The organism is Chitinophaga pollutisoli (genome assembly GCF_038396755.1).
Lineage (GTDB): Bacteria > Bacteroidota > Bacteroidia > Chitinophagales > Chitinophagaceae > Chitinophaga > Chitinophaga pollutisoli.
This window is the reverse complement of sequence record NZ_CP149822.1, coordinates 3,023,643-3,049,554: the sequence shown is the minus strand read 5'-3', so window position 1 is coordinate 3,049,554 and position 25,912 is coordinate 3,023,643. Positions and strand designations below refer to the sequence as shown.

Genomic DNA, 25,912 nt, shown 5'->3' with positions numbered 1-25,912 from the left:
GATGTTCGGGCCGGAAGTGGTGATCCTTTCCGGCAGCCACAATTTCGAACGGACCGACATTCCCATGCGCGAGCAGGGCGCCACGCACCGCAAGCCCGTTGTGATCGGCGACGATGTCTGGATCGGGACGCGCGTCATCATCCTACCCGGCATCACCATCGGTTCGCATAGCATTATCGGCGCGGGATCGGTGGTGACGAAAGACGTTCCCGAATACGCTATTGTGGCCGGCAACCCGGCCGTCATCAAAAAATTCAGAAAATGATCGAAAAACTCATAACGGTGGTTGTGCCCGTCTACAACGGCGAAAAATATATCACCGACACGCTCGATAGCCTGCTTCGCCAGACCTGGCGGGGATTTGAGCTGATCGTAGTGGACGGTAATTCCACCGACCGCACGGTGCAGCTGGTAATGGAACATCCGCAGGCGGTGGATTTGATCATCTCCGAGAAAGACGAAGGCATGTACGACGCCCTCCGGAAAGGTATGGAGGCCGCTACGGGGAAGTATCTCTGTTACATCAACGCCGACGACCGGCTGCTGCCGCATGCATTGGAAATGGTAGTCCGCAAGTTCGAGCACGGGCAATACGATCTCGTATTCGGCGACCACAACTTCATCTCCGAAACCGGCGAAATCGCCTATTCCTACAAAGGCATCAATCTGGGCTGGAAGGCGATCAGCTATTTACAGCGGGTACCATTTGCGCAGCAAAGCGCCTTCTGGACACGCGACGCCTACCGGAAAGCCGGCGGGTTTGACAAATCGATGAAGTATTCCGCCGATTCCAAATTCCTCCTCACGCTTTGTCTCGACCCGCTCACCCGGAAAGGATATATCCCTGCCGTGCTTGGCGAATACCGCATGCACGGGGATTCTTTTTCGGTGTCGGTAACCGATAAGATGATCGCGGAGCACCAACGGATGGCGAGCAGCCTTCCCCTGAAGCATGACAAACTGCGGCGGTATTTCTATGAAATGATCACCAAGGTGGTGAACGCCCGCGGTATTTATAAAAAGATGACCTACAAAGGCACGAAATTCTAAAGGACTGACATGAACATTTTGTTTATCGTACCGAGTTACAAACCCGCTTATATCTATGGCGGTCCCATCGTGTCGGTTGCGCGGCTGGCCGAAAGCCTCGTGCAGATCGGGCACACGGTGACCGTATACACTACCACCGCCAACGGCCCGGGCGAGCTGGACATGCCGCTCGACCAGCCCGTGATGATGGACGGGGTACGCGTGCAATTTTTCCGCCGCATCACCAAAGACCACACGCATGTTTCGCCCGCGTTGTGGAAAGCGGCGTGGAAAACGGTGAGGGAATTTGACGCCGTGCACATCCATTCGTGGTGGAACTTCCTGATCATGGGCGTATCGCTCATTTGTACGATGAAAGGCGTGAAACCCGTGCTGAGCCCGCGCGGGATGCTTTGCGATTACATTTTCACGAATAAGAACCAGCTCAAAAAGAAGCTGCTGCACCATGCGGTTGGCAAGCACCTGCTGTCGAGAACCTATTTGCACGTAACCTCCGACGTTGAGTGGAACGATTGCCTGAAGCTCAATAACAACTGGCGCGGCGGCCTGATCTACAATATCGTGGACTTGCCGCATACGCGGGAACGCGTGCCTGTGGATAACGGTGCATTTACCATTGGTTTCCTTTCGCGGGTGGACCCTAAAAAAGGCCTGGATATTCTCATCAAAGCGCTGGCGGACGTGGATTTTCCTTTTGTGCTGAAGATCGCGGGCGCGGGAGAAGAGGCATATATGGCCGAACTGCGCGCGCTGATTGCGGCCGAAGGACTGGAAGGGCGTGTGGAATGGGCGGGATGGAAGAAAGGCGGAGAGAAATTCGAGTTCCTGGCGGATGTGGACCTCTTTGCGCTGACGTCCCACAACGAAAATTTCGCGGTGGTGGTGATCGAGTCGCTGTCGGTGGGCACGCCGGTGCTGGTGAGCGAAAACGTGGGGTTGTCGCGCTATGTGAAGGAGAAGAGCCTGGGCTGGGTGACCACCCTCGGGATCACTGAAGTGCGCAACCGCCTCACCGAAGCTTACCGCGCAAAGCAGGAGCGCCAGCGCATCCGGCAGGAGGCGGCGCCGATCATCCGCGCGGATTTCAATGAAGAAAAACTGGCCGCGGACTATGCCGAGATGTACCGCAACGTCAACAATTTCCCTTTAAAACGAACAGCCGTATGAGCCTCGCCGTCATCATATTAACCTATAACGAATCACTCCACCTCGCCAGGTGCCTCGAAAGCATCCGGCAGGTGGCGTCGGAAATCCATATCGTGGACTGCTTTTCCACCGACGATACCGTGGCTATTGGGGAGCGCTACGGCGCAAAGGTGCACCAGCGGAAATGGAAGAGCTACGCCGACCAGTTCCAGTGGGGAATGGATCATTGCGGCATCAACACGCCCTGGGTCATGCGAATGGATGCCGACGAATACCTGGAACCCGCGCTGGTGCAGGAAATCAACCAGCAGCTGCATACCTTTCCCGAAAGTGTCACCGGGCTGTACATCCGCCGGAAGGTGTTATTCAAGGAAAAATGGATCCGTTACGGCGGCTTCTATCCGCATACCCTGCTCCGCATCTGGCGCAACGGCAAGGCAAACGTGGAGCAACGCTGGATGGATGAGCACATCGTAGTAAGTAGCGGGGAAACCCGGATGTTGAAAGAACACCTCGTTGACCATAACCTGAATTCGATTCACTGGTGGGTGAACAAGCATAATAATTACGCCATCCGCGAGATGATCGACCTGCTGAATATCAAGTACCGCTTTATGGAATTGGATCAGCGCCTGCTGGGGTCTACCAATGTGCAGGCCCGGCGCAAGCGTCTCCTCAAGGAGAAAGTCTATTCCGCCATTCCGCCCGGCGGCCGCGCCCTGCTGTATTTCTGCTACCGCTATTTCCTGCGGTTCGGATTCCTGGACGGGTATCGCGGGTTTGTCTTCCACTTCATGCAGGGGTATTGGTACCGGTTGCTGGTGGATGTGAACGTGAAGGAATTTGAAGCCAAGCTGGCGGGCGACACCAGCGCGGCGAAACTGAAAGAAATTTTGAAAAATGATTACAACATCGCGATCTGAGCTGCTGCAAACCGACTTGTCCAAATTCTCGACGGGCAATTACGTAGCCGGGCCGAAATGGAAAGTGCTGAGCTGGTATTTCGTGAACTACTGGATCTTCAATAGCGCGCTCCCCTGGCCTTACGGTCTGAAAGTGAAGCTGCTGCGGATGTTCGGTGCAAAGGTGGGCAACGGATTGGTGATTAAGGCGAAAGTCAGGATCAAAAATCCCTGGCGCCTTTCGCTCGGCGATAACGTCTGGATTGGAGAAGATGTGTGGATCGATAACCTGGAGGATGTTTCGGTCGGCAGCAACGCCTGCATTTCACAGGGCGCGCTGTTGCTGACGGGCAACCACGACTACACCGCCTCCGATTTCCCTTACCGCCTCGGCCGCATCGATGTGGAAGAAGGCGCCTGGGTGGGCGCGAAGTCGGTAGTTTGCCCCGGCGTGCGCCTGGGCTCCCACGCCATCCTGACGGTGAATTCCGTAGCCACCCGGAGCATTGCGCCCTGGGAGATTCATTCCGGTAACCCGGCGGCTTACGTCCGCGATCGCGTCATGAAAAAATAGAAACCATGCCCAAGAGATTGTTGCTGATAGGAGGAAATTACGCGCCCGAGCCCACCGGCATCGGGAAGTTCAACGGCGAGATGATCGGCTGGCTGGTGAACAACGGGTATGAATGCACCGTAATCACCACCTATCCGTATTACCCGCAGTGGAAAGTGCAGGAGCCCTACTCCCGCAAAGCCCGCTGGTTCCGGAAAGAAGTATCGCACGACGGCCGCCTGAAAGTTTACCGCTGCCCGCAATACGTACCCGCACATCCGAGCGGGAAAAAGCGGATGATGATGGACGTCTCCTTCGCCATGGCGGCTTTTGCGCAGCTGATGCGCATCCTCCCGTCGAAAAAATATGATTACGTGATGAGCGTGGTGCCGAGCTTTCATCTCGGGTTGCTCGCCCTGCTTTACAAAAGGTTCCGCGGCGCCGAAGTGCTCTATCATATCCAGGACCTCCAGATCGACGCGGCCCGCGACCTCAATATGATCCACAGCGGCAAAATGATCAGCGCCATGTTGAAACTGGAAAAATACATCCTCCGGAAATCGGACTGCGTGAGCAGCATTTCCGACGGGATGGTCCGCCAGATCAGCGGCAAGCTCGACCGCCGCATCGAGCTGTTCCCTAACTGGGCGGATGTGGACAAGTTCCATCCCTTGCCGGGAAGAATGGCGCTGAAGGAGGCTTTCGGTTTCCAGCCCGATCATAAAGTGGTGTTGTATTCCGGCGCCATCGGCGAGAAGCAGGGACTGGAATCGATCCTGCTCGCCGCCGCTTCCCTGGGCGACCGCGAGGATGTGCAATTCGTGATCTGCGGCTCCGGCCCGTACCGTGAAAAGCTGCAAGAGAAAGCCCTCGCGATGGGGTTGCGCCGCGTCCATTTTTTGCCGCTCCAGCCCATCGAGCAGTTCAACCGTTTCCTGAACATGGCCGACCTCCACCTGGTGATCCAGAAGTCCGGCGCCTCCGACCTGGTGATGCCCTCCAAACTCACGGCGATCCTGGCGGTGGGCGGGCTGTCGCTGGTAACGGCCAATCCCGGCTCCAGCCTGCACGACCTAATTTCAGGCTACCAGCTGGGCATCGTGGTGCCGGCGGAAAACCAGGATGCCCTCAACGCGGGGATCCGTAAAGCGGTGACCGACGACCATGCCGGCATGCGCGGAAATGCGCGCTCGTATGCCGTGGAATATTTGTCCATCGATAAAGTGATGGGCCGATTTGAAGCGAACGTTTTAAAAATTTAGTCATGCTGAACCGGTATCTGAAAATATTTCTCCTCCAGATTTTTGTCCTGGATTTCATCTGCCTAAACGGCCTCTTTTTCCTCGCAGGCATGGGCCTGCGGCAATACGACCTGCAATCGCACCAGGGCGCCGATGCGTTCCTGTTGATGTCCAACATCGCGTGGGCCGTTGCGCTCTATACTTCGGGCCTGCATTCCGTTAGCAGCCAGCTGTCGTACGAGCGGATGGCACGCAAGACCGCGAAATCGGTGCTGATGTTCCTGCTTATTTTGCTGGGGTTCCTGTTTCTCTACCAGCATCTGTACAGCCGGTTTTTTGTGCTGATGTATTGTTCGCTGTTTATCGCTGCGGTGGTCGTCAACCGGTTGTTGTTTTATTGGATCACTGATCATATCCGCCGCAGGAAAGGGATTGAACGGAAAATGGTGATACTCGGGTACAATGAAATGTCGAAACGACTGGCCGATAACCTGCTGTCTGAAAAAAGCAATTTGCGATTTGAAGGATATTTCGAAGAATACAGCAAAGTGCAGGAACTGTCGTATTACCCGGTGATCGGGAATTTGCAGGATTGTGTGCCCTACGCGCGCGACAACAACATCCGCGAAATATATTCCACGCTTTCCCCCGAACAGTTCCCGTATCTCTACACGCTGGCGTATGAGGCGGAACAGCATTTCATTCATTTCAGATTTGTTCCGGATTTTAAAATGTTCGTGAACCGGCAAATCCATGTGGATTATTTCAACAATATTCCCATCATCAGCCTGCGTTCCGAACCGCTCGACGATATCGCCAACCGCATCCGCAAGCGCATCTTCGACCTGGTCTTCAGTTCGCTAGTCTGCATTTTCCTGCTTAGCTGGCTTATTCCCCTGCTGGCGCTGCTGATCCGGCTGGAGTCGAAAGGACCGGTGTTTTTCGTGCAACACCGTACCGGCCGCAATAACCGGACGTTCCGCTGTCTGAAGATGCGGAGCATGTACGTGAACAACGACGCCAATTCCAAGCAGGCCACGCGCAACGACAAGCGGTTTACCCGCATCGGCCGCATCCTCCGCAAAACGAATCTCGACGAGATGCCGCAGTTCTTCAACGTGCTGCTGGGGGATATGTCTGTAGTGGGCCCGCGCCCCCATATGCTGAAGCACACCGAGGAATATTCTTCGATCATCAAACAGTACATGGTGCGGCACTTCCTGAAACCAGGCATCACCGGATGGGCGCAGGTCAATGGTTTCAGGGGGAGATTACGGAAGATACCCATTTGCGCAAGCGTGTGGAGCACGATATTTGGTATATGGAGAACTGGTCCGTTTACCTGGATCTTCGCATCATATTTTTAACCGTGGCGAACACATTGAAAGGAGAAAAGAATGCATTTTGACGTATTGAAACATGATATCCACTCCCATTTGCTCCCCGGGCTCGACGATGGCGTTCAGGATATGGAGACCGCATTGGCGTTCATCCGCCAACTGTCGGAATTAGGGTACACGCATCTCACCACCACGCCACATATCATGTGCGGCGTATACAATAACGGGGCGGACACAATTATGCCTAAGCTCGACCAGGTCCGCGAAGCGGTACGCCATGCTGAAATAGCCGTGGAACTGAACGCCGGCGCGGAATACCTGATGGACGATTACTTCGAATCCCTGCTGGAAGACCGCAAGCCGTTGCTGACCATCGCGGGGAATCATGTATTGGTTGAATTTTCATGGGTAGGATTGCCGGCTGGTTTCCGGAGTACTTTTTTCAACATGAAGATGGCGGGATATGAACCGATACTCGCGCATCCCGAACGCTATCATTACCTGCATAAGGATTTTGACGTATACCGGGAGATTCATGCGACAGGCGTGCGTTTGCAGGCGAATCTCCTGTCTTTTACCGGATATTACGGCAGCCGCGTACAGGCAGCGGCCGTGCAGATGGCGGAAGAAGGATTGCTGGATTTCACGGGAACTGATTTGCACCACCAACGGCATATGCAAGCGCTGACGCAATTTGATTTCCGGAAATTGTTAGGGAAAATGCTGGCTGTCAACAATTTAAGAAATGCTTTGTTATAAGGTTAAAAGACGCTGACCGTTTTCTTTTCAGGAAAAATACTATTTTGTAAATGTCATGCGTATAACCGCAGCGGCGGACAGTATCCATATTTTGAAACTGACTACAAAAACCAAGGGGCTAACAATGAAATCTTCCACAGGAGTACGCGACCTCCCGGCCGATAAATGGTTAATCAACGATGTGTTTCATGAACTGCGGAGTATGCTGTCTGCGATTTTGAGCAGTGTGGAACTGATTGAGATGTACGCCGTCAAACCCGATTCCGGCGGCCGTATCAGCCGTCAGGCGGGTTCCATCAAGTTGCAGGTAATGGAGCTGGAATTCCAGTTGCAGAATGTAAAAGTGATCCAGGACATGCTGAATGCTTCGCAGGTAACCCATCGTGGGCATTTCAATATTGTGCACATGCTGGAGCAGTTGGTGGCAGATGAACGCTACACGCACATCTTCCCGTCCCGCGTCACATTCGACATGAACGACGAGCGCGAGATGGCTTTCGCCGACGAGCAATTGCTTCGCCACACGGTCTTGAACGTGGCCTGGTGTCTGAACCGTAATGCCGCGCCGGGCGCAGCGCCCGAAATCCGTTTCGCAGTGCAGGAAGATCATTTTGAAATGACGGGTGTGTTGCCCGCTCCGGTCCACGCATCGCTCGACCAGCGAATGTGCCGGCTTATTGGTTACCTTGCGGAATTACAGGGTGGCGGATTTGAGCTGAACGAGCAGGAGGGCTTGCTGGCGGTAAAAATCCCGGTTTAATTCAATTGTTTATTAGTTTGAGTTTAATAAGAAGGCGCTTCAGCAGGAGGCGCCTTTTTTCATTTGCCGGTTTCCTCCGATCGGATGAGATGGCGGAGCGTTTCGTGTTGAAGCACGGCGTAACGCTTGTCTTCCAGCGAAATCATGCCTTCTTTCGCGAGATCCTGGAGCATACGCCAGGCGGTTTCGTAAGTGGTGCCGGTGTAGGAGGCAATATCTTGCCGGGAAAGCGGGAAGTTGATAAATCCGTTTTCGGTGCCGAATTTATGCTCGAGATGCAATAATGCGGATGCAATGCGGCCTTTGACGGACATGTGCGCCAGGTTACGCATGCGGCGCTCGGAGTCGTGGAGCTCACGGGCGTAAAACATCATCAGTTCGTATAGTACGTCGGTATTTACCTGGAGGCTGTTTTGGAAGAATTCGAGGTCGAAGTAGCACACCGTGGTGGGTTCCAGGGCGGTGGCGGAAACGGGATAGATGTGCTCGGTGCCGATGCCGCGGTGGCCTACGATATCGCCGTTGCCCGCGAAGCGGAGGATGAGTTCTTTTTCGTTACCCCAGTGCTTGTGCACTTTCATCCGGCCATGATCGATAAAATAGATGCCTGTTACAGTTTCGCCTTCGGCAAAGAGCAACTCGCCTTTCTTGAGGACGAAATGCTTTTTATGCGCGATGATGGCCGGTTTCCAGGCGGGCTGGCACAGGCGGCACAGCAGGCAGGCGGTCATATCGCAGGGTTGTTTAGAAGGCTTCATGCAGGCGGCTCGTTGGTGTGGACCGTCAAGTTATAATATTCTTTCCATAATGAAGGGTGTAAGCGGACGGTTTCGCCGATAATGATGACGGCGGGAGTGCCGAGCCCTGCCGCTTCGGCGGCGTCGGCGATATCGTTGACGCAACCGGTGACACAGCGCTCTCCCGTGGTGGTGGCGGATTGGATGATGGCGGCGGGTATGGCGGCTTTACCGTTTGCGCGGAAGATGTCCATGATTTCGCGGATGTGGCACATGCCCATGAGAATCACGACGGTGGCGGTGGATTGGGCGGCGAGGGCGATGTCTGCTGAAATGGTGCCGGAGCGGGTGGTGCCGGTGGTGATCCAGCAGGATTCGTGGAGGCCGCGCGCCGTGAGCGGGATACCCTGGGAGGAAGGTGCGGCGATGGCGCTGGTGATACCGGGGATGGTGTTGACGGGGATACCGGCTTCGCGGGCGGCGCGGATTTCTTCTTCGGCGCGGCCGAAGAGAAAGGGATCTCCGCCCTTGAGGCGGACAACGTGCCCGTGGGTGGTGGCGTAATGGACGATAAGGCGGTTGATTTCGTCCTGCGGGACAGCGTGGCGGCCGGCTCTTTTGCCGACGGAGAGGCAAAGGGCGCCTGGGCGGGTGTACTGGAGGAGATCTTCGCAGGCGAGTGCGTCATATAATATGACATCTGCCGCGCGGAGGGTTTTGATGGCTTTGAGGGTGATCAGGTCCGGATCTCCGGGCCCGGCGCCCACCAGGCTAAGCATCGGCTGTAACATAGTAAAACAAATTAATAAATAAAATATCTGACCTAAATTTAAGAAATCACTATAAAAATAAGCAAGAGGATCGTAAATTCATGATATGAATCATAATTTAATTTGAAAAAATCGAGAAGATTCAGTGAGAAATTAGCATTTGGTCAGGAAAACATCTACATAGAATTAATTGTAATGTGAGTTTATTCGTTTATCATCAAATTCTTTTCCATGAAAATCGTCGTCATCGGTAACGGCATGGTCGGATTCAAATGCTGCCGCAAACTCGTCGAAAGAAAAATCCCCGGGCTCCAGCTCGTCGTATTCGGCGAAGAACGCGTCCCGGCATACGACCGCGTCCACCTCAGCAGCTACTTCGACGGCAAATCCACCGCCGACCTCCTGCTCGCGCCCCAATCCTGGTACGCCGAAAACAACGTGGCCCTCCATCTCGGAGACCCCGTCCACCACATCTCCCCAGGCCTCCAGACCGTCACCTCCAAATCCGGTATCACCGAATCATACGATTATCTCGTATTCGCCACCGGTTCCTCCGCCTTCGTGCCACCCATGCCCGGCACCGACCAAAAAGGCGTGTTCGTCTACCGCACCCTCGACGACCTCGACCTCATGAAAACAGCCGCACGCAAAGCACGCCGCGCCGCCGTCATCGGCGGTGGCCTCCTCGGCCTCGAAGCCGCCAAATCCTGCATGGACCTCGGTATCGCAGACACCACCATCGTCGAATACGCCCCCCGGCTCATGCCCCGGCAAATCGACCAGAACGGCTCCGACATCCTCCGCAAACAACTCGAATCCATCGGCCTGAAAATCCGCACCAACGCTTACACCACCTCCATCCTCGGCGACGGCGTAGCCACCGGCATCGGTTTCGAAGACGGATCTTCCATCCCCGCGGATATGATCGTCATCTCCGCCGGCATCCGCCCCCGCGACGAGATCGCCGCTTCCGCGGGGCTCGAAACTGGCTCCCGCGGCGGGATCGTGGTGAACGACAAAATGCAGGCTTCCCATCCCAACATTTACGCCATCGGCGAATGCGCGCTATACCAGCATACCATTTACGGGCTCGTAGCGCCCGGATACGAAATGGCCGACATCGCCATCGACAACATCCTCGGCGGCGAACGCACCTTCGGCGGGTTCGACATGAGCACCAAACTGAAACTCGTGGGCGTTGACGTGGCCAGCTTCGGCGATCCCTTCCCGCCGCCGGACACCTGCCGTGTGATCGTGTTCGAAGACCAGGTGGCCGGGGTATACAAACGCATCAATATGACCGACGACGGCCAGTACCTGCTCGGCGGCATCCTCATCGGCGACGCGTCTGCCTACAACATGCTGCTGCAGAAAACGAAGAATAAAATGAAGATCACCGGCAAGCCGGAAGACGAGCTCCTCGGTTCCCGCTCTACCGGCGAAGCCGCGGCCGGCGTACTGGGTCTGCCACCCGACGCCATGATCTGTTCCTGCGAAAGCGTAACCAAGCAGCAAATCTGCCAGGCGGTGGAAGAAGGGCACGAAACCTTCAACGCCGTGAAAAAATGTACCGGCGCCTCCACCTCCTGCGGCGGCTGTGCGCCCATGGTAAAGGATCTCATCACCTACACCCTGAAATCGCAGGGGAAATATGTGCGCAACGTGTTGTGCGAACACTTCGGCTATTCGCGCCAGGAGCTGTTCGACCTCATCAAAATCCGCAACCTCCACACCTACGACGACGTGCTCGACCACATCGGGAAGGGCGACGGGTGCGAGGTTTGTAAACCCGCCGTGTCTTCTATCCTGGCCAGTTTGTGGGGGGATATGATCCTCGCGAAAGGCAACGACACCGCGCAGGATTCCAACGACCGATACCTTGCCAATATTCAGAAAGGAGGCACCTATTCCGTGGTGCCCCGCATTCCCGGGGGAAATCACTCCGCAGAAGCTCATGGCCATCGGCCGCATCGCGGAGAAATACAATCTATACACCAAAATTACTGGCGGCCAGCGCATCGATATGTTCGGCGCGCACGTCGGCGACCTGCCGCTGATCTGGGAAGAGCTCATCGAAGAAGGGTTCGAAAGCGGCCACGCATACGGGAAGGCCCTGCGCACGGTGAAAAGTTGCGTAGGGTCCACCTGGTGCCGGTTTGGGCTGCACGACAGCGTGAGCTACGCCATCCGGGTTGAAGAAAGATACCGCGGGCTGCGGGCGCCGCATAAAATGAAATCCGCCGTGTCCGGATGCATACGGGAATGCGCCGAGGCGCAGTCGAAGGATTTTGGCATCATCGCTACGGAAAAAGGTTGGAACCTGTACGTCTGCGGCAACGGCGGATCGAAACCGCAACACGCGCTCCTGCTCGCTTCCGACCTCGACAGCGATACCTGCATCAAATACATCGACCGTTTCCTTATGTTTTACATCAAAACCGCCGACCCGCTCACCCGCACCGCCACCTGGCTCAATAAAATGGAAGGAGGGATCGATTACCTGCGGAATGTGGTCGTGAACGATAGCCTCGGCATCGCCGAAGATCTGGAGCGCGAAATGCAGTCGCTGGTAGACAGTTATAAATGCGAATGGAAAGAAGTGGTGGAAACGCCCGCCCTGCGCAAGCGCTTTGCCCACTTCGTGAATGCGCCGGAAGAGAAAGATCCTTCCGTGAAATTCGATCAGCTGCGCGATCAGAAGAAAGCCGTGGAATGGAAATAAATCATCAACCGAAAAATCTCATCTTATGTCACCCATCACCGAAGAAAAAATCAACTGGATTTTTGCCTGTAAAGTGGAAGACGTGCCTGCCAACGGCGGGGTTTGCGTGAAATATAAAGACGAGCAGATCGCGCTGTTTCATTTTGCCCGTCGCGGCGAATGGTACGCTTCGCAGAACTTATGCCCGCACCGCCGGCAAATGGCGCTCAGCCGCGGCATGATCGGCGCGCAACAGGGAGAACCGAAAGTGGCCTGCCCGTTTCACAAAAAAACTTTTTCCCTGTCCGACGGCCGTTGCCTTTCCGACGAGCACGAATGTTCCATTAAAGTATATCCCGTAAAGCTGGAGGATGATCGTATTTACATCGGTGTGGGCGGAAAGGAAGGGTCGGCCGTAACGGCCTGACAAAAAAGTTGAAACCCGGCGGCTTGGCGGCGAACCGGGTTTCGTGACTTCAATTGCTGGAATTAAAATCATTCAAATGTACAATAAAATGCATTCCCGCTGCGGGACGGCGCTGCTCCTTTTGATAGGCGGCCTCCCGCTGGCAGGCAAAGCCCAGCTCTCGATCGCGGCGCAATTGCGCACCCGCACGGAGTTCCGGGATGGACAGGGGGCGCCGCTCCCGCGCTCCGCAAAGCCTGCTTTCTTCACCTCGCAACGCACCCGCCTCACTGCGGGATTTACCGCAAATCGCCTCAAATTCGGGTTGTCCATCCAGGACGTCCGGGTTTGGGGCCAGGATGTTTCCACCATCAATAAAAACAGTACGGTTGATAATAACGGGCTGATGATCCATGAAGCCTGGGCGGAAGTCCGGCTGACGGACACCGCGGCGTTCCACCACCTGAGTTTTAAAGTAGGCCGGCAGGAACTGAATTATGACGACGGCCGCCTGCTGGGGAACCTCGACTGGCTCCAGCAAGCCCGCCGGCACGATGCGCTCCTGTTCCGCTACAATTCCGGCAAGTGGGCGGCGGACGCGGGTTTCGCCTGGTCCCAGAACCGGGAAGCGGGCGCGGGCACTTTATACAACAACACGCCTCCGGGCGCATATGCCGGCAATACCAACGGGGGCGTCATGTACAAAGGGTTGCAATACCTGCACGTTTCCCGCAAAAACGCCACGGGCCACGTTTCGCTGATGGCGCTGGCAGACCAGTTCCCGCGGTACCACGTGGATACGGTGGAACTGAAGCCCGTCAGAACTTACGACCCCGGGGTTCATTCCCGCTTTACAGCGGCAATTTTCACGACGCAGACTTTTGGCGGACTTTCACTTACCGGCAACATCGCCTGGCAGGGCGGGAAATATGCAGAAGGCGCGAAAGTGAACGGATGGCTGCTGTCGGGCCAGGCGCTTTACGCTTTCTCACCCCAAATAAAAGCCGGACTGGGCGCCGATTACACAACCGGTGGCAAATCCGGGACCACTTCCAGGGTCTTTGATCCATTGTACGGAACACCCCACAAATTCTGGGGGCATATGGACTATTATTACGCCGGCAGCACGTTTGGCGCCACCGGGTTGCAGGATTACTACCTCCGCTTCCTCTTCAAGCCCCATGCGAAGTGGAGCCTCCAGGCCGACGGGCACCGTTTCTTCTCCGCGAGCGACATCACCGCGCAAAACCGCAGCTTCGGCTGGGAAGCCGACCTGAACGCCGCATTCGCCCTCACGCCCGTGATCGGTTTCGAAGCAGGGTACAGTTATTACCGCAGCACAACCGCGCTGGCAACGGCCAAGCAGGTGGCGAATGCAGCGCGAAGCAACCAATGGGCGTATCTCATGATTAATATCAAGCCTTCTTTCTTGCTGAAATAAATTCTTCATCTCCTAAAATTTTCTACAATGGACTATAAAAAACCCGCGGAAGTAGCCGGCGCCATGATCCAGGCCGGCATCGACAAAACCCGCATGAGCATGACCGACATGATCGTGAAGGGCATCCTTTCCGGCGCCATCCTGGGTTTCGGTACTACGTTCGCGCTCACGGCCACGGTACAAACGAACCTCCCGCTCATCGGCGCGGCGATTTTTCCGGCGTGCTTCATCATCGTAGTGTTGCTGGGGTATGAGCTGGTAACGGGGAACTTCGCGGTGATGTCGCTGTCGTGGTTTGCCGGGCAGGTTTCCCTGAAGCAGCTGGGCAAAAACTGGGCGGTGGTGTATCTCGCCAACCTGGCCGGCGGCTTGCTGTATGCGGGGCTATTCTGGGCGTCGCTCACGCAATTCGGGAAGGTCGACGGCGGCGCCCTCGGCAAGCTGATCTCCAACATCGCCGTGGCGAAAACGACCGGGTACGGTCAGTACGGAACCACCGGCTTGCTGACGGTTTTTGTGAAAGGGATTTTGTGCAACTGGATGGTGACGCTCGGCGTTGTGATGGCCATGACTTCCACTTCCACTCTCGGAAAAATCCTCGCCGCCTGGCTACCGATATTCATCTTCTTCGCGCAGGGATTTGAACACGCCGTGGTGAATATGTTCGTGATTCCGGCGGGCATGTTCATGGGTGCGCCCGTTTCAGCAGGACAGTGGTGGTGGCTGAACCAGATCCCCGTAACGTTGGGCAACATCGTCGGGGGCGTCATCTTCACCGCGTTGACGTTGTACCTCATGCATGGCAAGCGGCGGAAAGAAACGGTGGCCACGCCCGCCGCCAATACCCGCGCGGAAATCGCAGAAAGCGCACCGGTGCTGCAATAATCAGTTTTTTTCTTTCCGGATGAAATGCCATTCCGCGCCGGCCATAAAAACACGACCGGGCTGAGACGGCATCAGATAATCGGTGTAGCCGCCGATGTTATCGACGCCCAGGTGCAGCGTAAGTCTTTTCCGCAGCAGCGTTTTCTGCACGCTCACATATAATAAGGCATATCCTTTCACAAACACATCGTAGTTGTCGATGTATCCATTGTTGTCAACATCCAAAAAGCCGTATTTGCCTCTGTATGTTCCACGGAATGAAGCCCCGAGACCCCAGCGCGGATGCGCCCAGGCGGCCTGCAGGCTGCCCATATGGCGGCTGCGGTTGGGCAGGCCGAAATAATCTTTCGTTGTAGCGGGACGAATACCATCCGGCGTGCGCACTGTGGCATAACGTGAGGATTTTTGCCGGATCGAGTCGGTGACGGCGGAATTGCGCGCGTCGAGCAGCTGGTAGCCGGCGGACAATTGCAGGTTCGGTGTGATGGCGAACTTCCATCCTGCTTCCACGCCCCGCATGATCACCCGGTCGATATTGATGTAGGAGAAAAGTTGTTGTCCGTTCCGCATGATGCCGACCTGTTCGGTGTTGATGAGATGGCGCAGGCGGTGCATGAACGCGCCGGCCTGCCATTCCATGTGGCTGCCTGTATGCAACGTAAACCCGGCGTTGATGGAAGTAGAGGTCTCGGGTTTTAATAACGCGATCTGCGCGGCATTATCCCATACCTGCGCGATGGTGCCCGCCGCTTTCAGCTCCGCGGCTTTCTCCGCGAAATTGTGCGCGCCGATCACGGTGTAACCTTGCGTGATGTTGGTGAAAACCTGGTACATCTGCGCATAGGTCGGCGGTTTGAAACCGTTACCCAGCGATGCGCGGAACGACAGCCATTGGGTGGGTTTGAAAAGCGCGCCGGCGCTAAGGTTGAGCCTTCCGCCGTAATCGGTGTTGCCGTCGTAACGGAAGCCGGCCGTCATCCGGAATTTTTCGGAATATGCATATTCACCCTGCAGGTAAGCGAAATATCCGCTCATCGCCCGGAGGATGTCGGACCCGGGATTGTTGTAAGATTGCCGGTCGGCCCCGATGCCGCCGAGGAACACCAGCGGGAGGTTATCCGGGCGGTTTTCCGCCTGCACCTCCAGCCGGTGGATCTGCTGGTAGAAATCGTTTTCCTGCAGCAGGCGGCCGTTTTCCTGTAAGATGACGGTCTGCCGGGTGTCGTAACCGGTATAATAATACCTGGCGAGCAGCGTGGTGGTGCGGGAAGCCTGGCTGCGGAGGTTCAGCCCGGCGTTGATATCCTTTTCGCGGAGGTTGTCGTGGAAAGGCTGGGCGCCGTAGGAACGGAACATTTCCGACTGGCGGCCCGCCGCGCGTACGCGCGCCTGCAGGGACGTGCGGTCGTTGAAGCGCCACTGGCCGCGCGCCTGTCCCGAAAAGCTCGTGTACGGCGGCGATGTTTTCCCTTCTTTCAGATATGCGGTGTTGGCGTTGAAGCCATCGGTTTTGTAAAAATTTCCCGACACGGAAACGAAGCCTTTGTTGTTTTTGAAGGGCATTTCGGCGCTGAGGTTAGCGTCGGTGGTCTGATACGTGCCGAAGCGGAGGCCTGCCGAAGCTTGTGCTTTGCGCACGGCTTGCCGGGTGATGATATTGATCACGCCTCCCAGGGCTTCGGAGCCGTACAGGCTGCTGGCCGCGCCTTTGATGACCTCGATACGCTCCACGTCGCCGACACCGATGCGCGACAGGTCGAAGTTGCCGGCGAGGCGCCCGGTCATGGGCTGGCCGTCGATCAGGATGAGCACATATTCGGAGCTGAAGCCCTGCAGCTGGATGCCCACGCTGCGGTTGCCGCTCCCCAGGTCGGGTACGATAGCCATGCCGGTTTGTTCGCGCAGTACTTCGTCGAGGCGCCGGCTGCCTGCCAGCTCTATGGACTTGCGGGAAATCACGAGCGTGGGGGCCGTTTGCTGGCCGATGGTAATGAGATCATCGGATTTACGAAGGGGATTGTCGGTGACTTCATGGGTACGAAGGGTGCGCACGGCCGGTGACGAGTCGGCGCGCGGCGCCTGGGCGGATGCGGCGGCGCATGCCAGGAGGCACGGAAGCAGGAGGGATCGCTGAATATGCATATCGCATGCAAAGGTCCGGCTGATGGGTGATTTCCGGCGGAGAAATGCTTACCTGAGCCGGAAGAATTTCGCTCATCTCCGGAAAAAAATTTACCATAAACGGAAAAACAAAAAAGGTAAACTGCGTAACCATGCGGGTTTTCCCGATCCGATCATTTGCCGTTCCCGATTGCGCAGTAAATTGTTGGCATGAAGGTTTAATATTGCCGGGTACAACAATTTTCTCCATTTGCCTGCGCAACCCGCACATATCATTCCTTCCTGCCGGTTCGATATCAACAATACCGGAGGGTTCCGTGAGCGCCGCCGCGAATTGTCGCAGGACGGGCACACCGGTTCCGTGTACGAAATGCTGAGCCCCGACGGGATCAATTTCGGGTATTACAATCTACGCTCCAGCAACGCAGGCGAAATCGTGATCCGCAATACCACGCCTTTTTTCCAGATGAGCTATACGGTGAGCGGCAGCAAAAGTTACTCCGCGCAAGGCGGGGCCGACAAGCTGGCATCGCTCGACCGGCATCAGTATAATTACCTGTTTTTTCCGGAAGAGGACATCCACATGCAATGGCCCGCCCATGAGCAGCTGGAGATCTTCGAGCTGGGTGTGAGCCCCGAACTCGTGCTGCAGGCCATGCCGAACGATCATCCGTTGTTCGAGATTTTCTCGGGGAGCATCTTAAGGAATGAAGCCGCAGCCATCAGCGCCGTGAACCTGCCTTTGCAGTCATCGATCAGCACGATCCTGTACGACATGCTGCATTGCCCGCTGGAAGGACGTTACAAGCAATTGTTCCTGAGAGCGAAAACCATCGAGCTGCTGGCGATCCAGCTGGCGCAATACGAGCAGATGGCCGGGCTGCGACCCAGCGAAAGCGCGCGCACGCTCAGGAAGGAAGACGTGGAACGCATGCACATGGTGCGCGACATCATCGCCAGTAATATCCACAGCCCCTGTACCCTCATCGACCTGGCGCACCAGGTGGGCACCAACGACGCCTATCTGAAAAGCCATTTCAAACAGGTGTTCGGCACCACGGTGTACGGATATTTGCAGGGGATTAAAATGGCGCATGCCAGGGAATTGCTGGGGCAAGGGAAGCAGGTATCCGAAGTGGCGTACCTGTCCGGATACAAACACACCGCACATTTTACGCGGGCGTTCAAAAAATATTTCGGCTATGCGCCGGGAAGGATAAAGGGCGGAGACGTATAAAAAGAAAAGCCGCGCAACAGGAGACATGAAATCCCCCGCCACGCGGCGTTTTGGCATTTGCGGCAAAGTACCAGGTCAGGTGGCCAGCCAGTAAAATATGGCGAGCCACACGAGGCCTTTTACGAGGAAGAATACAAATCCCCAGAAGCCTAGTCTCTTCAGCCATTTCAGGATGGCCTCCTTATTGGGTGCTTTCATTTTTTATTCGCTGATGATGCGGTAAATCTTGAAATCGCTTGACATCGGTGCGGGCCGGCCTTCCGCTTTGGCTTTCGCCAGCTCGTCGAACCCGCGCTGGTGGCCGGCGGTGAAAGCGGGCGACTTCATCCATTCCCGGAATGCGTTCTCCGATTCCCAGTAGCTGACGATCAGGTATGCGTCTCCGGGCTTCTCGGGCCGGAGCACATGCATATTGATGAAACCAGGCATGGTATCGATCGCGTGCGCACGGGTGGCAAACATCTGCTCGAAACGGTCTTTAAAGTCATCGTTGCAAGTGATGTAGTTAATGGCAACATAGTGATTTATCATAGTATTGTCTTTTTTGATGGAATAAAGGTAAGCATGTCATCGAATTGTCATCAACCTTCGGCGGAAATTCGGTTACCCGAAACGGAAACATTCCATATTTCCTGAATGGGTTGGTGATTTTCCGGAAGTGGTCAGCAGTTGCACTGAAATTTGCGATTCTAACCACAACCCAATGAAATTACGATTCCTGATCATAGCAGTAGCCGTCCTGATCGCGTCCTGCGGGAAGGATAGCAACGATCCCCCCGTCCCCACAGGCTCTCCCAGCACGTTGATCTCCGATCTCCAGGCGGACACGGGCGCTTCCGTCGGCGAGCCCGGCGAAGGCAAAGAGCAACGGCCGTTTTTCTCCCTCATATTTAGCTTCTCCACCAAACAGTCGCGCCTCATCAAAACCACCGCCGACTCCGCGCAGTATTTAAAGAACCTCGACTGGGACATCGCCTTCACGCAGGAATACAATTCCTACGTGGTCGTGAATAACGGGACCTATACCGGAACGCCCGGCGCAGGCGGCCCCGGCAAAGGCGCCATGATCATCGTCGAAAAACCGTACGACCAGGTAACAGAAGCGCCGTCCGACGCGGATTTCGAGAGTAAAGGCGTGCACGGCGTGGGGTGGGACAGCGGCAATGGGTATGGCTGGTTCTTCTATTCCCTCAGCAATCATATTTGCGTGCCGATCAAAAACAGGACGTTCGTCCTCAAAACGGCCGACGGCAAATTCGCCAAGTTGGCGTTGCTCAATATTTACAAAGGAAATCCTCCGGTGGTGACGGACCTCTTTTGGCCCGCTCCCTTCCTTACTTTCAAATATTTCGTTCAGACCGACGGAAGCCGGAAGCTGAATACATCCAACTGATTCAACCATGAAAACAAAACTGATTGGCATGCTGGCCATCGTATTGCTGGCGGCCTGTTCCAAAGACGATGCGCCGGTTACGCCGGAGCCTCCGGAAACAGGCGGCGGCAATGCCGTGAAAACAGGCACCTACCGCGTAGTGGACCTCGTGGCGGATACCAACGCCACATCCGCCGGTGACGCCGTTTCCCTGTACTACAGCCTGGAAGAAAACAAAGTGATACCCGCATCGCAGCGGCAAACGGGCAACTGGGACATCGTGTTTTACGGTATCTACAACAGCAGCATCTATCCCAACAACGGGAGCGCGGTAGGTACGCCGGGATTCGGCGGGCCGGGAAAAGCGGAGATAGCGGTGATCGTGGACCGCAAGTTCGACGCGCAATATTACGACACCTCCAATTTCAAGCCTAAGACTTTACCAATTCCCACCGCGCTTTGGAACGAAGCTTACAACAAAGTGACTACGGTGCCCCCGGGCCTCAGATTCGTAACCCGCGACATTGGGCTCGACCACTTCCTTGGCGGGTTCGACGGTTGGGGATATTATGATTTCTACGGCAGCATGTTCCCGGGGAATCCGCAGAAGTCGCACGTCGTGTACACCATGCCGCGCGTGCTGATCGTGAAAACCCACAAGGGCCGGTACGCCAAGCTGATCATGGAAAATATTTACAAAGACAGTCCGGTGAATCCGGACCGTACCAACAAGCCCGGTTACATCACATTCCGATATTCCATCCAGATGGATGGTTCCACCAATTTAAACATCCCATGAAATATATCTATTCCCTCCTCCTGACCTGCGGGCTGTTTGCCTGCACCAAAACGGAAACGATCGATGCGGCGCCTGAGCCGGCCAACCGCATCGAGTCGTTCCGCATCGTGAACGTCCAGGGCGACCCGATTGCGGCGGCCATTTCGGATAAGGAAAATACCATCACCCTATATCTTCCTTCCTATCGCCAGTTAACGATCCTGGAGCCGGAGATCACCCTGCCGGCGGGTGCTACCGTTTCGCCGGCTTCGGGAACTTTGGTGGAAGATGTTTTCGGCGCCATCCGCACCAACCGCGAAATCACCTACACCGTGACCGCCGCCGACGGCAGCAAGCGCGCGTACAAGCTCGTTCTCCGGACCCACCAGCCTGAGCTGACGCTGGATGAGCTCAGTACTGTGGACGACATCAAGGAATTCACCATCAACACGAAAGATCAATATTCCAGCTTTACCATTTACATGAAAGGAAGCGGTTTTTCGGAGAACAATGATTTGATGAAAGTAGCGCTGGTGGATGAAGGCGGTAACGAGTTGCCTGCGTTCAATTTGTCGACCACGCATTTGGGCAGTTTATACCAGGTGTCTCCTTACCTGGATATATCCGAATCGCAGCAACCCCTGCTGGACAAGCTTACCGCAACCGGCCTTTATCGCCTCCGGGTGTATGTGTACGGCCGTGTCAAGACCACGCAATATCCCATCCGCATTAACAAACTGTAAAAATGAGAATCGCATATATCCTCTTTTTCGGCCTGTTGCTGGCCGCATGCAAGAAAGAAACAGAACATGCGCCGTCGCCGCATACCCGCATCGCCAGTTTTAAAGTGGAGGCGGGGGAGGAAATGATGCTGGCCGCCATGTCGGGAGATAGCATCGTGATGTACTGGCCTTTCCACCTGGCCGCGCCGGAAACAATACAGCCGCAGATCGAGGTGTCGGAAGGCGCTACGCTGAGCCCGGCATCGGGCGCATCGGTTCCATTTAGGACGGGTACGGCTTATACAGTGAAAGCGCAGAATGGGACGGAGAAGAAGTACTTCCTGAAAGTGGTCCTGAACCAGGCGCCCATCCAGATCAGCGAAACGGGCTCCTATATCGCGGAAAGGGGCGGCGAGTTCGTGACCGACATCGGTTCATCCATGCGCTACTTCGTAGCGGATCCCGCCGTTACCAACTTTTACCTGGTGGATACGCCAGGCATTGCCACAAAAATGGAAATCGAGTTTTTTACACCGTACAATGGCATCCCGAACATCCGGGTGAAAATACCCGAAACGGGCGTGAAGCCCGGTGCGTATAAAGTGCGCATCACCTGCGGCGAACAGTCCAGAACCACAGAGAACTACGTGTTCGGCGTCCTGTACAAGAACAGCGAAAGCCCGAAAGTGACGGCAATCGCCGCGGATGTAACGGTAAAGCGCGGGCAGACCATCACCTTTTCCGGATCGAATTTCTTCGACATGAAAGACGCCGTTGCGTATACCTACGATGATAATTACTTCGAGAAGGAGATCATGCCGCTGCCCATTGTGAGCAGTACGGTCACGACGGTTACTTATCGCATTCCCGACAACTTCCCTGCGGGCACGTACCAGTTTGGCGACTGGGGGCCCGGCGCGATGGGGATCCGGCTGCGCATCACGGATTTCACCGGCTGGTGGAGCTGGAACAACAACCGGAAGAATTACCTGGAGGTATCCGGTTTTGTAAAATTCACAGTTGAACCCTAAGTATTTGACATACCAATTCAAATTGTTTCACCCACAAACCCAAATCACACTATGATTACCATGAGGAAAACCCTTCGCCCTATTGGCGGACTGCTTGCAGCCGCCCTGTTCCTGGCCGCCTGTTCGAAGAACAATGACGTGGCCGCCCCAGATCAGGCCCGTATTCCCGCGGGCGACCTTGGCATCGCCGTCACCATTCCTGACGGTACGAGCCAGGCGATTACCGGTCCGGGCGTTACTTCCGGCACTATTGCGCGCAGCGGTGCGTTGTACACGGTGACCAATTTCAAGCAAGCCTACAGCACTGGCCCGGGACAGCCTGCGGACGGCAATTTTTACTGGCGTTTCTCCGTCAACGAAGCCGGCACGCCATCGACCTTTGAGTTGAAGATGACGGGCATCGCCACCGGCGACCTGATTCCGCGCGATTCCATCAAAATCATCGACAAAGCCTTTGGGTCGGTGGTTGCGGCTGACTGGGCGGTGGCGCTCCTTCCGGGCACCTCTCCTGCTGGCCCGAACGTGATCGGGATGAACACGGTAACGGGCACCGGCATTCCTCCCGCGGTATCGGCTTATGCGAATAACCGGGGTTGGTATACGTACGCCTGGAGCACGGGTCATACCGTAACGCCTGTATCCGGCAGAACGATACTGGTGAAGGTGGGCACTACGCTCTGGAAGATGCAGGTGACGTCCATTTACCAGAATGGCGTAACCGGCGGGGCGTTCCCGTATTATAACTTTGTGTACTCGGCGCTCTAAGGCGCGGGTACCTGGTTTGGAAAGTAATATTGAGTTTTGTTTAGTTCATCGGCCGCGGGGGACCGCGGCCGATTTTTTGTGGGGTAAGCGCCTGGATATTGGAATCGTCCGGTTGCCGGGAAAAACTGTTGAAGAAATTGAATATTTTGGCAACGGTATAATTCGATAAATATGAAGTTCTTCTTCTCAGCATCGCTCGTTCTCCTCCTCTTCACCTCCTTCGTCCCACGCGAACGGGTTTGGGTAGCGATTGGCGACTCCATCACCTACATGAACGAGCACCCCGAAGAAACCCAGCTCCGCATCACTAAAGGCTACATGACGATGGTGACCGAAAAGCTCCCCCATATCAAATACCATAACCAGGGCCACAACGGCTGGACCGCCGGGCGTATCGCCGAATCATTCGACAAACTGGGAATCGGCAAAGCGGATATTTATTCGGTTTTCCTGGGAACGAATGACTGGTGGGCTGGTCGCGAGCTGGGTACCATGGCCGATTATACCACCAACAGCGGCAACGGCACTGTATATGGTTCTTTTCGCATCATCGTGGATAAATTGAAATCCCTCAACCCCAACGCCCGCCTGATCCTCATCGCCCCCCTGCAACGCGGCGACTTCGTGTACCTGAATAACGCCCGCAATAACGCCTGGGGTTCCTACAAACCTAACAAAAACGGAAGAACCCTCGCATCATTCGTGGCCGCCATCGATTCTATCGCCCGGTTCGAAAACGCCGACTTCGTGGACCTCTATCACAAAAGCGGCATCAATCTCAAGAATATGGTGAAATTCAAATGGCTGAAAAACCCCTCCACCGGTCAACCCCATGCATTTGCCTGGCCCGCCTGGAAAGATGTTCCCTGGAACCCCGAATCCGACGCATACCCATACCCGCCCGAAGCCATCGATATGACGTACGACGGCCTCCACCCCTCCGATAAAGGCTATCAGGTCATCTCAAAAATGCTTGTCAAAATCATGAAACGATACTAAGAATAAATATGCAATCCCTCATTCCATGGATAATTGAAAATGCTTCCGCGCATAAGCACGAGGTAATTCATTTTCCGTCCGGCGCCGTAGTGATAGATGTTTGGATACGTGAACGTTGGTTCGGGTGGGATATTACACCAACTTCCGGTACACCTCCATCGTCCCCTCCATACAACGTTCCATGGTAAAAAGGCCGAGGCGCTCCGTGCCTTTGGCCCGCAGCTGGCCATAGAGTTCTTTGCTGTTGATCACCGCATCGATGGCTTTCGTCATGTCTTCCACCTGGTAGGGATCGAAGTAGATGGCCGCATCGCCGCCTACTTCTTTAAAGCAACTGGTATTGCTGGTGATGATCGGGCAATTGTTCCGGAATGCTTCAAGGATGGGTAAACCGAAGCCTTCATATAGGGAGGGATAAACAAATGCGAGCGCATGTTGGTAGAGCGCATTTAACTGCGCTTCTGACGCGGAAACCTGTTTCGCCCGGTGTTGTATCCCGGCACGATAAAGCATTTCATGTTCCGCTGCGCCAAAATCCCCGCCGCCGGCACATACCAGGTGGATATCGTAACGCTCCAGCACCGGTTTTACGGCCTGTACAAACCGCCCGAAATTCTTATATCCCGCGCGATCTCCGACAAAAAGCACATAGTCCCGGAAAGGTGGCTGGAAAGAGGAAGTATCGTCCGCATTCAGCAACGCCGGATTATCCTGGTAACCATGATGCACCACACTGATCTTACTTTCCGGGATATTGTAAATACGCTGCAAGTCGTTTTCGGTAGACGCGGAAATCGCGATAAGATGATCCGCCCGGGAGATCGTTTCCCGTTTGTACCGGACATACACCTCGTTCGTCGAAAAGTATTCGGGGAACAACTCGTGTATCATGTCGTGAACGGTAATAACGAATGGCTTTTTCAATCCTTCCAAAAAATAAGGATGGTAATAGGTGGGGTGAAGGATGTCGAAATCATTCTTCCGGATATGATGGCGCGCATATTTTTCATTCCACTTCGCCAGGTTACTGTTCTTCTTCAGTAACCTTTCCCCGAGGAAAGGAGACATAGGGAATTGGCGGTCCTGGATGTATTGATTCCTGCTATAAAGCACCAGTAATTTACACTCAGCATCTTCACGCTCCTGCAGGGAATTGCAGATATTGGCGAAATACCTTGAAATACCGCCGTAGCGCTGCATGGTAAAAATCTGGTGGTCGAAGCTGACTTTCATATCTCTTAACAATTCAAAATAGCTGGCCCCAAGATACTTAAATCAGAACGCTTTGCCGGCTTTATGCGCGCCATCTGGATAAGTTTGCCTTGCAAAACGCATAATTAATGCGGCTACATGCGTGTTTTTTGACCGTTTAATGCATTTTTATGCGGGAATCCGGTGCTTTTTTCGGTAAATTCGGCATATCAACCAACCTGCCCCGCTTATGCTGAAGGAAGAGCGCCACAACGTGATCCTGCATGAAGTTAATCTCCATAACAAAGTGCTCACGACTTACCTCGTGGGCAGGCTAGGCGTGTCGGAAGACACGATCCGGCGGGATCTGAACGAACTGGCCGAAACCGGCAGGATTATCAAAGTACATGGCGGCGCGCTTTTCAAATCTTTCCATAATGCTTTTAGTCCTACCGACATATACGCTCCCACGGAGAAGAAAATAATCGCGCAGAAAGCCGCACAACTTATCCAAAAACGGTATGTTCGTGCTCACAACCGGCGGCACCACCATCCTGGAAATGGCGCGCGCCCTTCCGCCCGCGCTGCATGCGACGTTTTTCACCGGCAGCCTACCGGTGGCGTACGAATATTCCCAGCATCCCAACATCGACGTCATTCTCATCGGCGACCGCTTGCTGAAAAGCTCGAAGATTACCGTCGGCGGCGCCGCGATCGAGCAGATCCGGCAGGTGAAAGCGGATCTCTGCTTCCTGGGCAACAACGCCATCGACCTCCATGCCGGGCTTACCGACAACGACCGCGATGTGGTGCAGATCAAAAAAGCGATGATCGAATCTTCGACCAGGGTGGTTTCCCTGGCGATCTCGGAAAAGATCAATACCGCGCAGCGGCTCAAAGTGTGTAATATCAATAGCATCGATACCATAATAACAGAACTGAACCCAGGCAACGATCTCCTGAAGCGCTACCGGGCGGCGGGATTGGAAACAATCTAAACCCCGA

General features: G+C 55.1%; 26 protein-coding genes and 4 pseudogenes. 24 read left to right on the top strand and 6 right to left on the bottom strand.

All coding sequences use genetic code 11. The annotated features are described in order from the left end of the window. Nucleotides 1-100 precede the first annotated feature (100 nt). The 10 genes and pseudogenes from WJU16_RS26110 to WJU16_RS12505 all read left to right on the top strand — a co-directional run. Nucleotides 101-241, top strand: a pseudogene (locus tag WJU16_RS26110) (DapH/DapD/GlmU-related protein); the annotation flags it as partial. Between the two features lie 20 nt (nucleotides 242-261). Further along, nucleotides 262-1,050, top strand: coding sequence for a glycosyltransferase family 2 protein (locus WJU16_RS12540; protein ID WP_341833844.1), 789 nt, complete (start codon nucleotides 262-264; stop codon nucleotides 1,048-1,050). Between the two features lie 9 nt (nucleotides 1,051-1,059). After that, nucleotides 1,060-2,217: an XrtY-associated glycosyltransferase XYAG1 gene (locus tag WJU16_RS12535; RefSeq protein ID WP_341833843.1), complete on the top strand. Its 1,158-nt coding sequence runs from the start codon at nucleotides 1,060-1,062 to the stop codon at nucleotides 2,215-2,217. After that, nucleotides 2,214-3,119 carry a glycosyltransferase family 2 protein gene (locus WJU16_RS12530; RefSeq protein ID WP_341833842.1) on the top strand — a complete coding sequence of 302 codons (906 nt, stop codon included), beginning with the start codon at nucleotides 2,214-2,216 and terminating at the stop codon, nucleotides 3,117-3,119. The genes WJU16_RS12535 and WJU16_RS12530 overlap by 4 nt, the downstream gene beginning before the upstream one ends. Then, complete coding sequence (locus WJU16_RS12525) at nucleotides 3,097-3,672, top strand: WcaF family extracellular polysaccharide biosynthesis acetyltransferase (protein WP_341833841.1); 576 nt, start codon at nucleotides 3,097-3,099, stop codon at nucleotides 3,670-3,672. Before WJU16_RS12530 ends, WJU16_RS12525 begins: the two co-directional genes overlap by 23 nt. Nucleotides 3,673-3,677: 5 nt before the next feature. After that, entirely contained in the window at nucleotides 3,678-4,913 is a 1,236-nt protein-coding gene (locus WJU16_RS12520; protein WP_341833840.1) for a WcaI family glycosyltransferase, read from the top strand. Nucleotides 4,914-4,915: 2 nt separating this feature from the next. Continuing rightward, nucleotides 4,916-6,157 (top strand): annotated as a pseudogene (locus tag WJU16_RS12515) (exopolysaccharide biosynthesis polyprenyl glycosylphosphotransferase); the annotation flags it as partial. Next, on the top strand, nucleotides 6,133-6,300 hold the full coding sequence (locus WJU16_RS26105) for a sugar transferase (protein WP_404980197.1): 168 nt from the start codon (nucleotides 6,133-6,135) through the stop codon (nucleotides 6,298-6,300). The pseudogene WJU16_RS12515 and the gene WJU16_RS26105, both read left to right, overlap by 25 nt. Beyond that, complete coding sequence (locus WJU16_RS12510) at nucleotides 6,290-6,991, top strand: CpsB/CapC family capsule biosynthesis tyrosine phosphatase (protein ID WP_341833838.1); 702 nt, start codon at nucleotides 6,290-6,292, stop codon at nucleotides 6,989-6,991. The genes WJU16_RS26105 and WJU16_RS12510 overlap by 11 nt, the downstream gene beginning before the upstream one ends. Before the next feature lie 124 nt (nucleotides 6,992-7,115). Further along, nucleotides 7,116-7,751, top strand: a complete 636-nt coding sequence (locus tag WJU16_RS12505) for a hypothetical protein (protein WP_341833837.1) — start codon at nucleotides 7,116-7,118, stop codon at nucleotides 7,749-7,751. A 59-nt stretch (nucleotides 7,752-7,810) separates the two neighbouring features. Here WJU16_RS12505 and WJU16_RS12500 read toward each other — a convergent pair whose 3' ends face one another. After that, entirely contained in the window at nucleotides 7,811-8,509 is a 699-nt protein-coding gene (locus WJU16_RS12500) for a Crp/Fnr family transcriptional regulator (protein WP_341833836.1), read from the bottom strand. Then, nucleotides 8,506-9,279 carry a uroporphyrinogen-III C-methyltransferase gene (gene cobA, locus WJU16_RS12495; protein WP_341833835.1) on the bottom strand — a complete coding sequence of 258 codons (774 nt, stop codon included), beginning with the start codon at nucleotides 9,277-9,279 and terminating at the stop codon, nucleotides 8,506-8,508. Before cobA ends, WJU16_RS12500 begins: the two co-directional genes overlap by 4 nt. Before the next feature lie 210 nt (nucleotides 9,280-9,489). Here cobA and nirB point away from each other — a divergent pair. The 5 genes and pseudogenes from nirB to WJU16_RS12470 form a co-directional block, all read left to right on the top strand. Continuing rightward, nucleotides 9,490-11,148: pseudogene (gene nirB / locus WJU16_RS12490) on the top strand (nitrite reductase large subunit NirB); the annotation flags it as partial. A gap of 64 nt (nucleotides 11,149-11,212) precedes the next feature. Beyond that, nucleotides 11,213-11,980 (top strand): hypothetical protein, encoded by a 768-nt coding sequence (locus WJU16_RS12485; protein ID WP_341838635.1) that lies wholly within the window; start codon nucleotides 11,213-11,215, stop codon nucleotides 11,978-11,980. 25 nt (nucleotides 11,981-12,005) lie between these two features. Beyond that, nucleotides 12,006-12,386, top strand: a complete 381-nt coding sequence (gene nirD, locus WJU16_RS12480) for a nitrite reductase small subunit NirD (protein ID WP_341838634.1) — start codon at nucleotides 12,006-12,008, stop codon at nucleotides 12,384-12,386. 76 nt (nucleotides 12,387-12,462) lie between these two features. After that, a complete protein-coding gene (locus WJU16_RS12475; RefSeq protein WP_341838633.1) occupies nucleotides 12,463-13,806 on the top strand; it encodes an alginate export family protein in 1,344 nt (447 codons plus the stop codon). Between the two features lie 27 nt (nucleotides 13,807-13,833). Next, nucleotides 13,834-14,691 (top strand): formate/nitrite transporter family protein, encoded by an 858-nt coding sequence (locus WJU16_RS12470; protein WP_341838632.1) that lies wholly within the window; start codon nucleotides 13,834-13,836, stop codon nucleotides 14,689-14,691. On the opposite strand, the gene WJU16_RS12465 is transcribed toward WJU16_RS12470, so the two are convergent. Next, complete coding sequence (locus WJU16_RS12465; RefSeq protein WP_341838631.1) at nucleotides 14,692-16,833, bottom strand: TonB-dependent receptor; 2,142 nt, start codon at nucleotides 16,831-16,833, stop codon at nucleotides 14,692-14,694. Between the two features lie 229 nt (nucleotides 16,834-17,062). On the opposite strand from WJU16_RS12465, the gene WJU16_RS12460 reads away from it, so the two are divergent. Next, complete coding sequence (locus WJU16_RS12460) at nucleotides 17,063-18,049, top strand: AraC family transcriptional regulator (RefSeq protein ID WP_341838630.1); 987 nt, start codon at nucleotides 17,063-17,065, stop codon at nucleotides 18,047-18,049. A gap of 75 nt (nucleotides 18,050-18,124) precedes the next feature. On the opposite strand, the gene WJU16_RS12455 is transcribed toward WJU16_RS12460, so the two are convergent. Further along, nucleotides 18,125-18,247: an alanyl-tRNA synthetase gene (locus WJU16_RS12455; RefSeq protein ID WP_341838629.1), complete on the bottom strand. Its 123-nt coding sequence runs from the start codon at nucleotides 18,245-18,247 to the stop codon at nucleotides 18,125-18,127. A gap of 3 nt (nucleotides 18,248-18,250) precedes the next feature. After that, on the bottom strand, nucleotides 18,251-18,580 hold the full coding sequence (locus WJU16_RS12450) for an antibiotic biosynthesis monooxygenase (RefSeq protein ID WP_341838628.1): 330 nt from the start codon (nucleotides 18,578-18,580) through the stop codon (nucleotides 18,251-18,253). A gap of 172 nt (nucleotides 18,581-18,752) precedes the next feature. Between WJU16_RS12450 and WJU16_RS12445 the strand changes: the two genes are divergently transcribed. The 6 genes from WJU16_RS12445 to WJU16_RS12420 all read left to right on the top strand — a co-directional run bounded on the left by WJU16_RS12445 (nucleotide 18,753) and on the right by WJU16_RS12420 (nucleotide 23,716). Continuing rightward, nucleotides 18,753-19,442 (top strand): HmuY family protein, encoded by a 690-nt coding sequence (locus WJU16_RS12445; RefSeq protein ID WP_341838627.1) that lies wholly within the window; start codon nucleotides 18,753-18,755, stop codon nucleotides 19,440-19,442. A 7-nt stretch (nucleotides 19,443-19,449) separates the two neighbouring features. Next, a complete protein-coding gene (locus tag WJU16_RS12440; protein ID WP_341838626.1) occupies nucleotides 19,450-20,220 on the top strand; it encodes an HmuY family protein in 771 nt (256 codons plus the stop codon). Beyond that, the gene (locus WJU16_RS12435; protein ID WP_341838625.1) at nucleotides 20,217-20,942 is read left to right on the top strand and encodes a hypothetical protein; all 726 of its coding nucleotides are present in this window, start codon (nucleotides 20,217-20,219) and stop codon (nucleotides 20,940-20,942) included. The genes WJU16_RS12440 and WJU16_RS12435 overlap by 4 nt, the downstream gene beginning before the upstream one ends. A gap of 2 nt (nucleotides 20,943-20,944) precedes the next feature. Next, nucleotides 20,945-21,952, top strand: coding sequence for a hypothetical protein (locus WJU16_RS12430; protein ID WP_341838624.1), 1,008 nt, complete (start codon nucleotides 20,945-20,947; stop codon nucleotides 21,950-21,952). Between the two features lie 60 nt (nucleotides 21,953-22,012). After that, complete coding sequence (locus WJU16_RS12425; protein WP_341838623.1) at nucleotides 22,013-22,717, top strand: hypothetical protein; 705 nt, start codon at nucleotides 22,013-22,015, stop codon at nucleotides 22,715-22,717. Between the two features lie 171 nt (nucleotides 22,718-22,888). After that, complete coding sequence (locus WJU16_RS12420; protein ID WP_341838622.1) at nucleotides 22,889-23,716, top strand: SGNH/GDSL hydrolase family protein; 828 nt, start codon at nucleotides 22,889-22,891, stop codon at nucleotides 23,714-23,716. A gap of 132 nt (nucleotides 23,717-23,848) precedes the next feature. On the opposite strand, the gene WJU16_RS12415 is transcribed toward WJU16_RS12420, so the two are convergent. Beyond that, a complete protein-coding gene (locus tag WJU16_RS12415) occupies nucleotides 23,849-24,949 on the bottom strand; it encodes a glycosyltransferase family 1 protein (protein WP_341838621.1) in 1,101 nt (366 codons plus the stop codon). 208 nt (nucleotides 24,950-25,157) lie between these two features. Here WJU16_RS12415 and WJU16_RS12410 point away from each other — a divergent pair. Together WJU16_RS12410 and WJU16_RS12405 are read left to right on the top strand one after the other, a co-directional pair. After that, a pseudogene (locus WJU16_RS12410) lies at nucleotides 25,158-25,271 on the top strand (DeoR family transcriptional regulator); the annotation flags it as partial. A gap of 157 nt (nucleotides 25,272-25,428) precedes the next feature. Further along, complete coding sequence (locus WJU16_RS12405; protein ID WP_341838620.1) at nucleotides 25,429-25,905, top strand: hypothetical protein; 477 nt, start codon at nucleotides 25,429-25,431, stop codon at nucleotides 25,903-25,905. The last annotated feature ends 7 nt before the right edge of the window (nucleotides 25,906-25,912 follow it).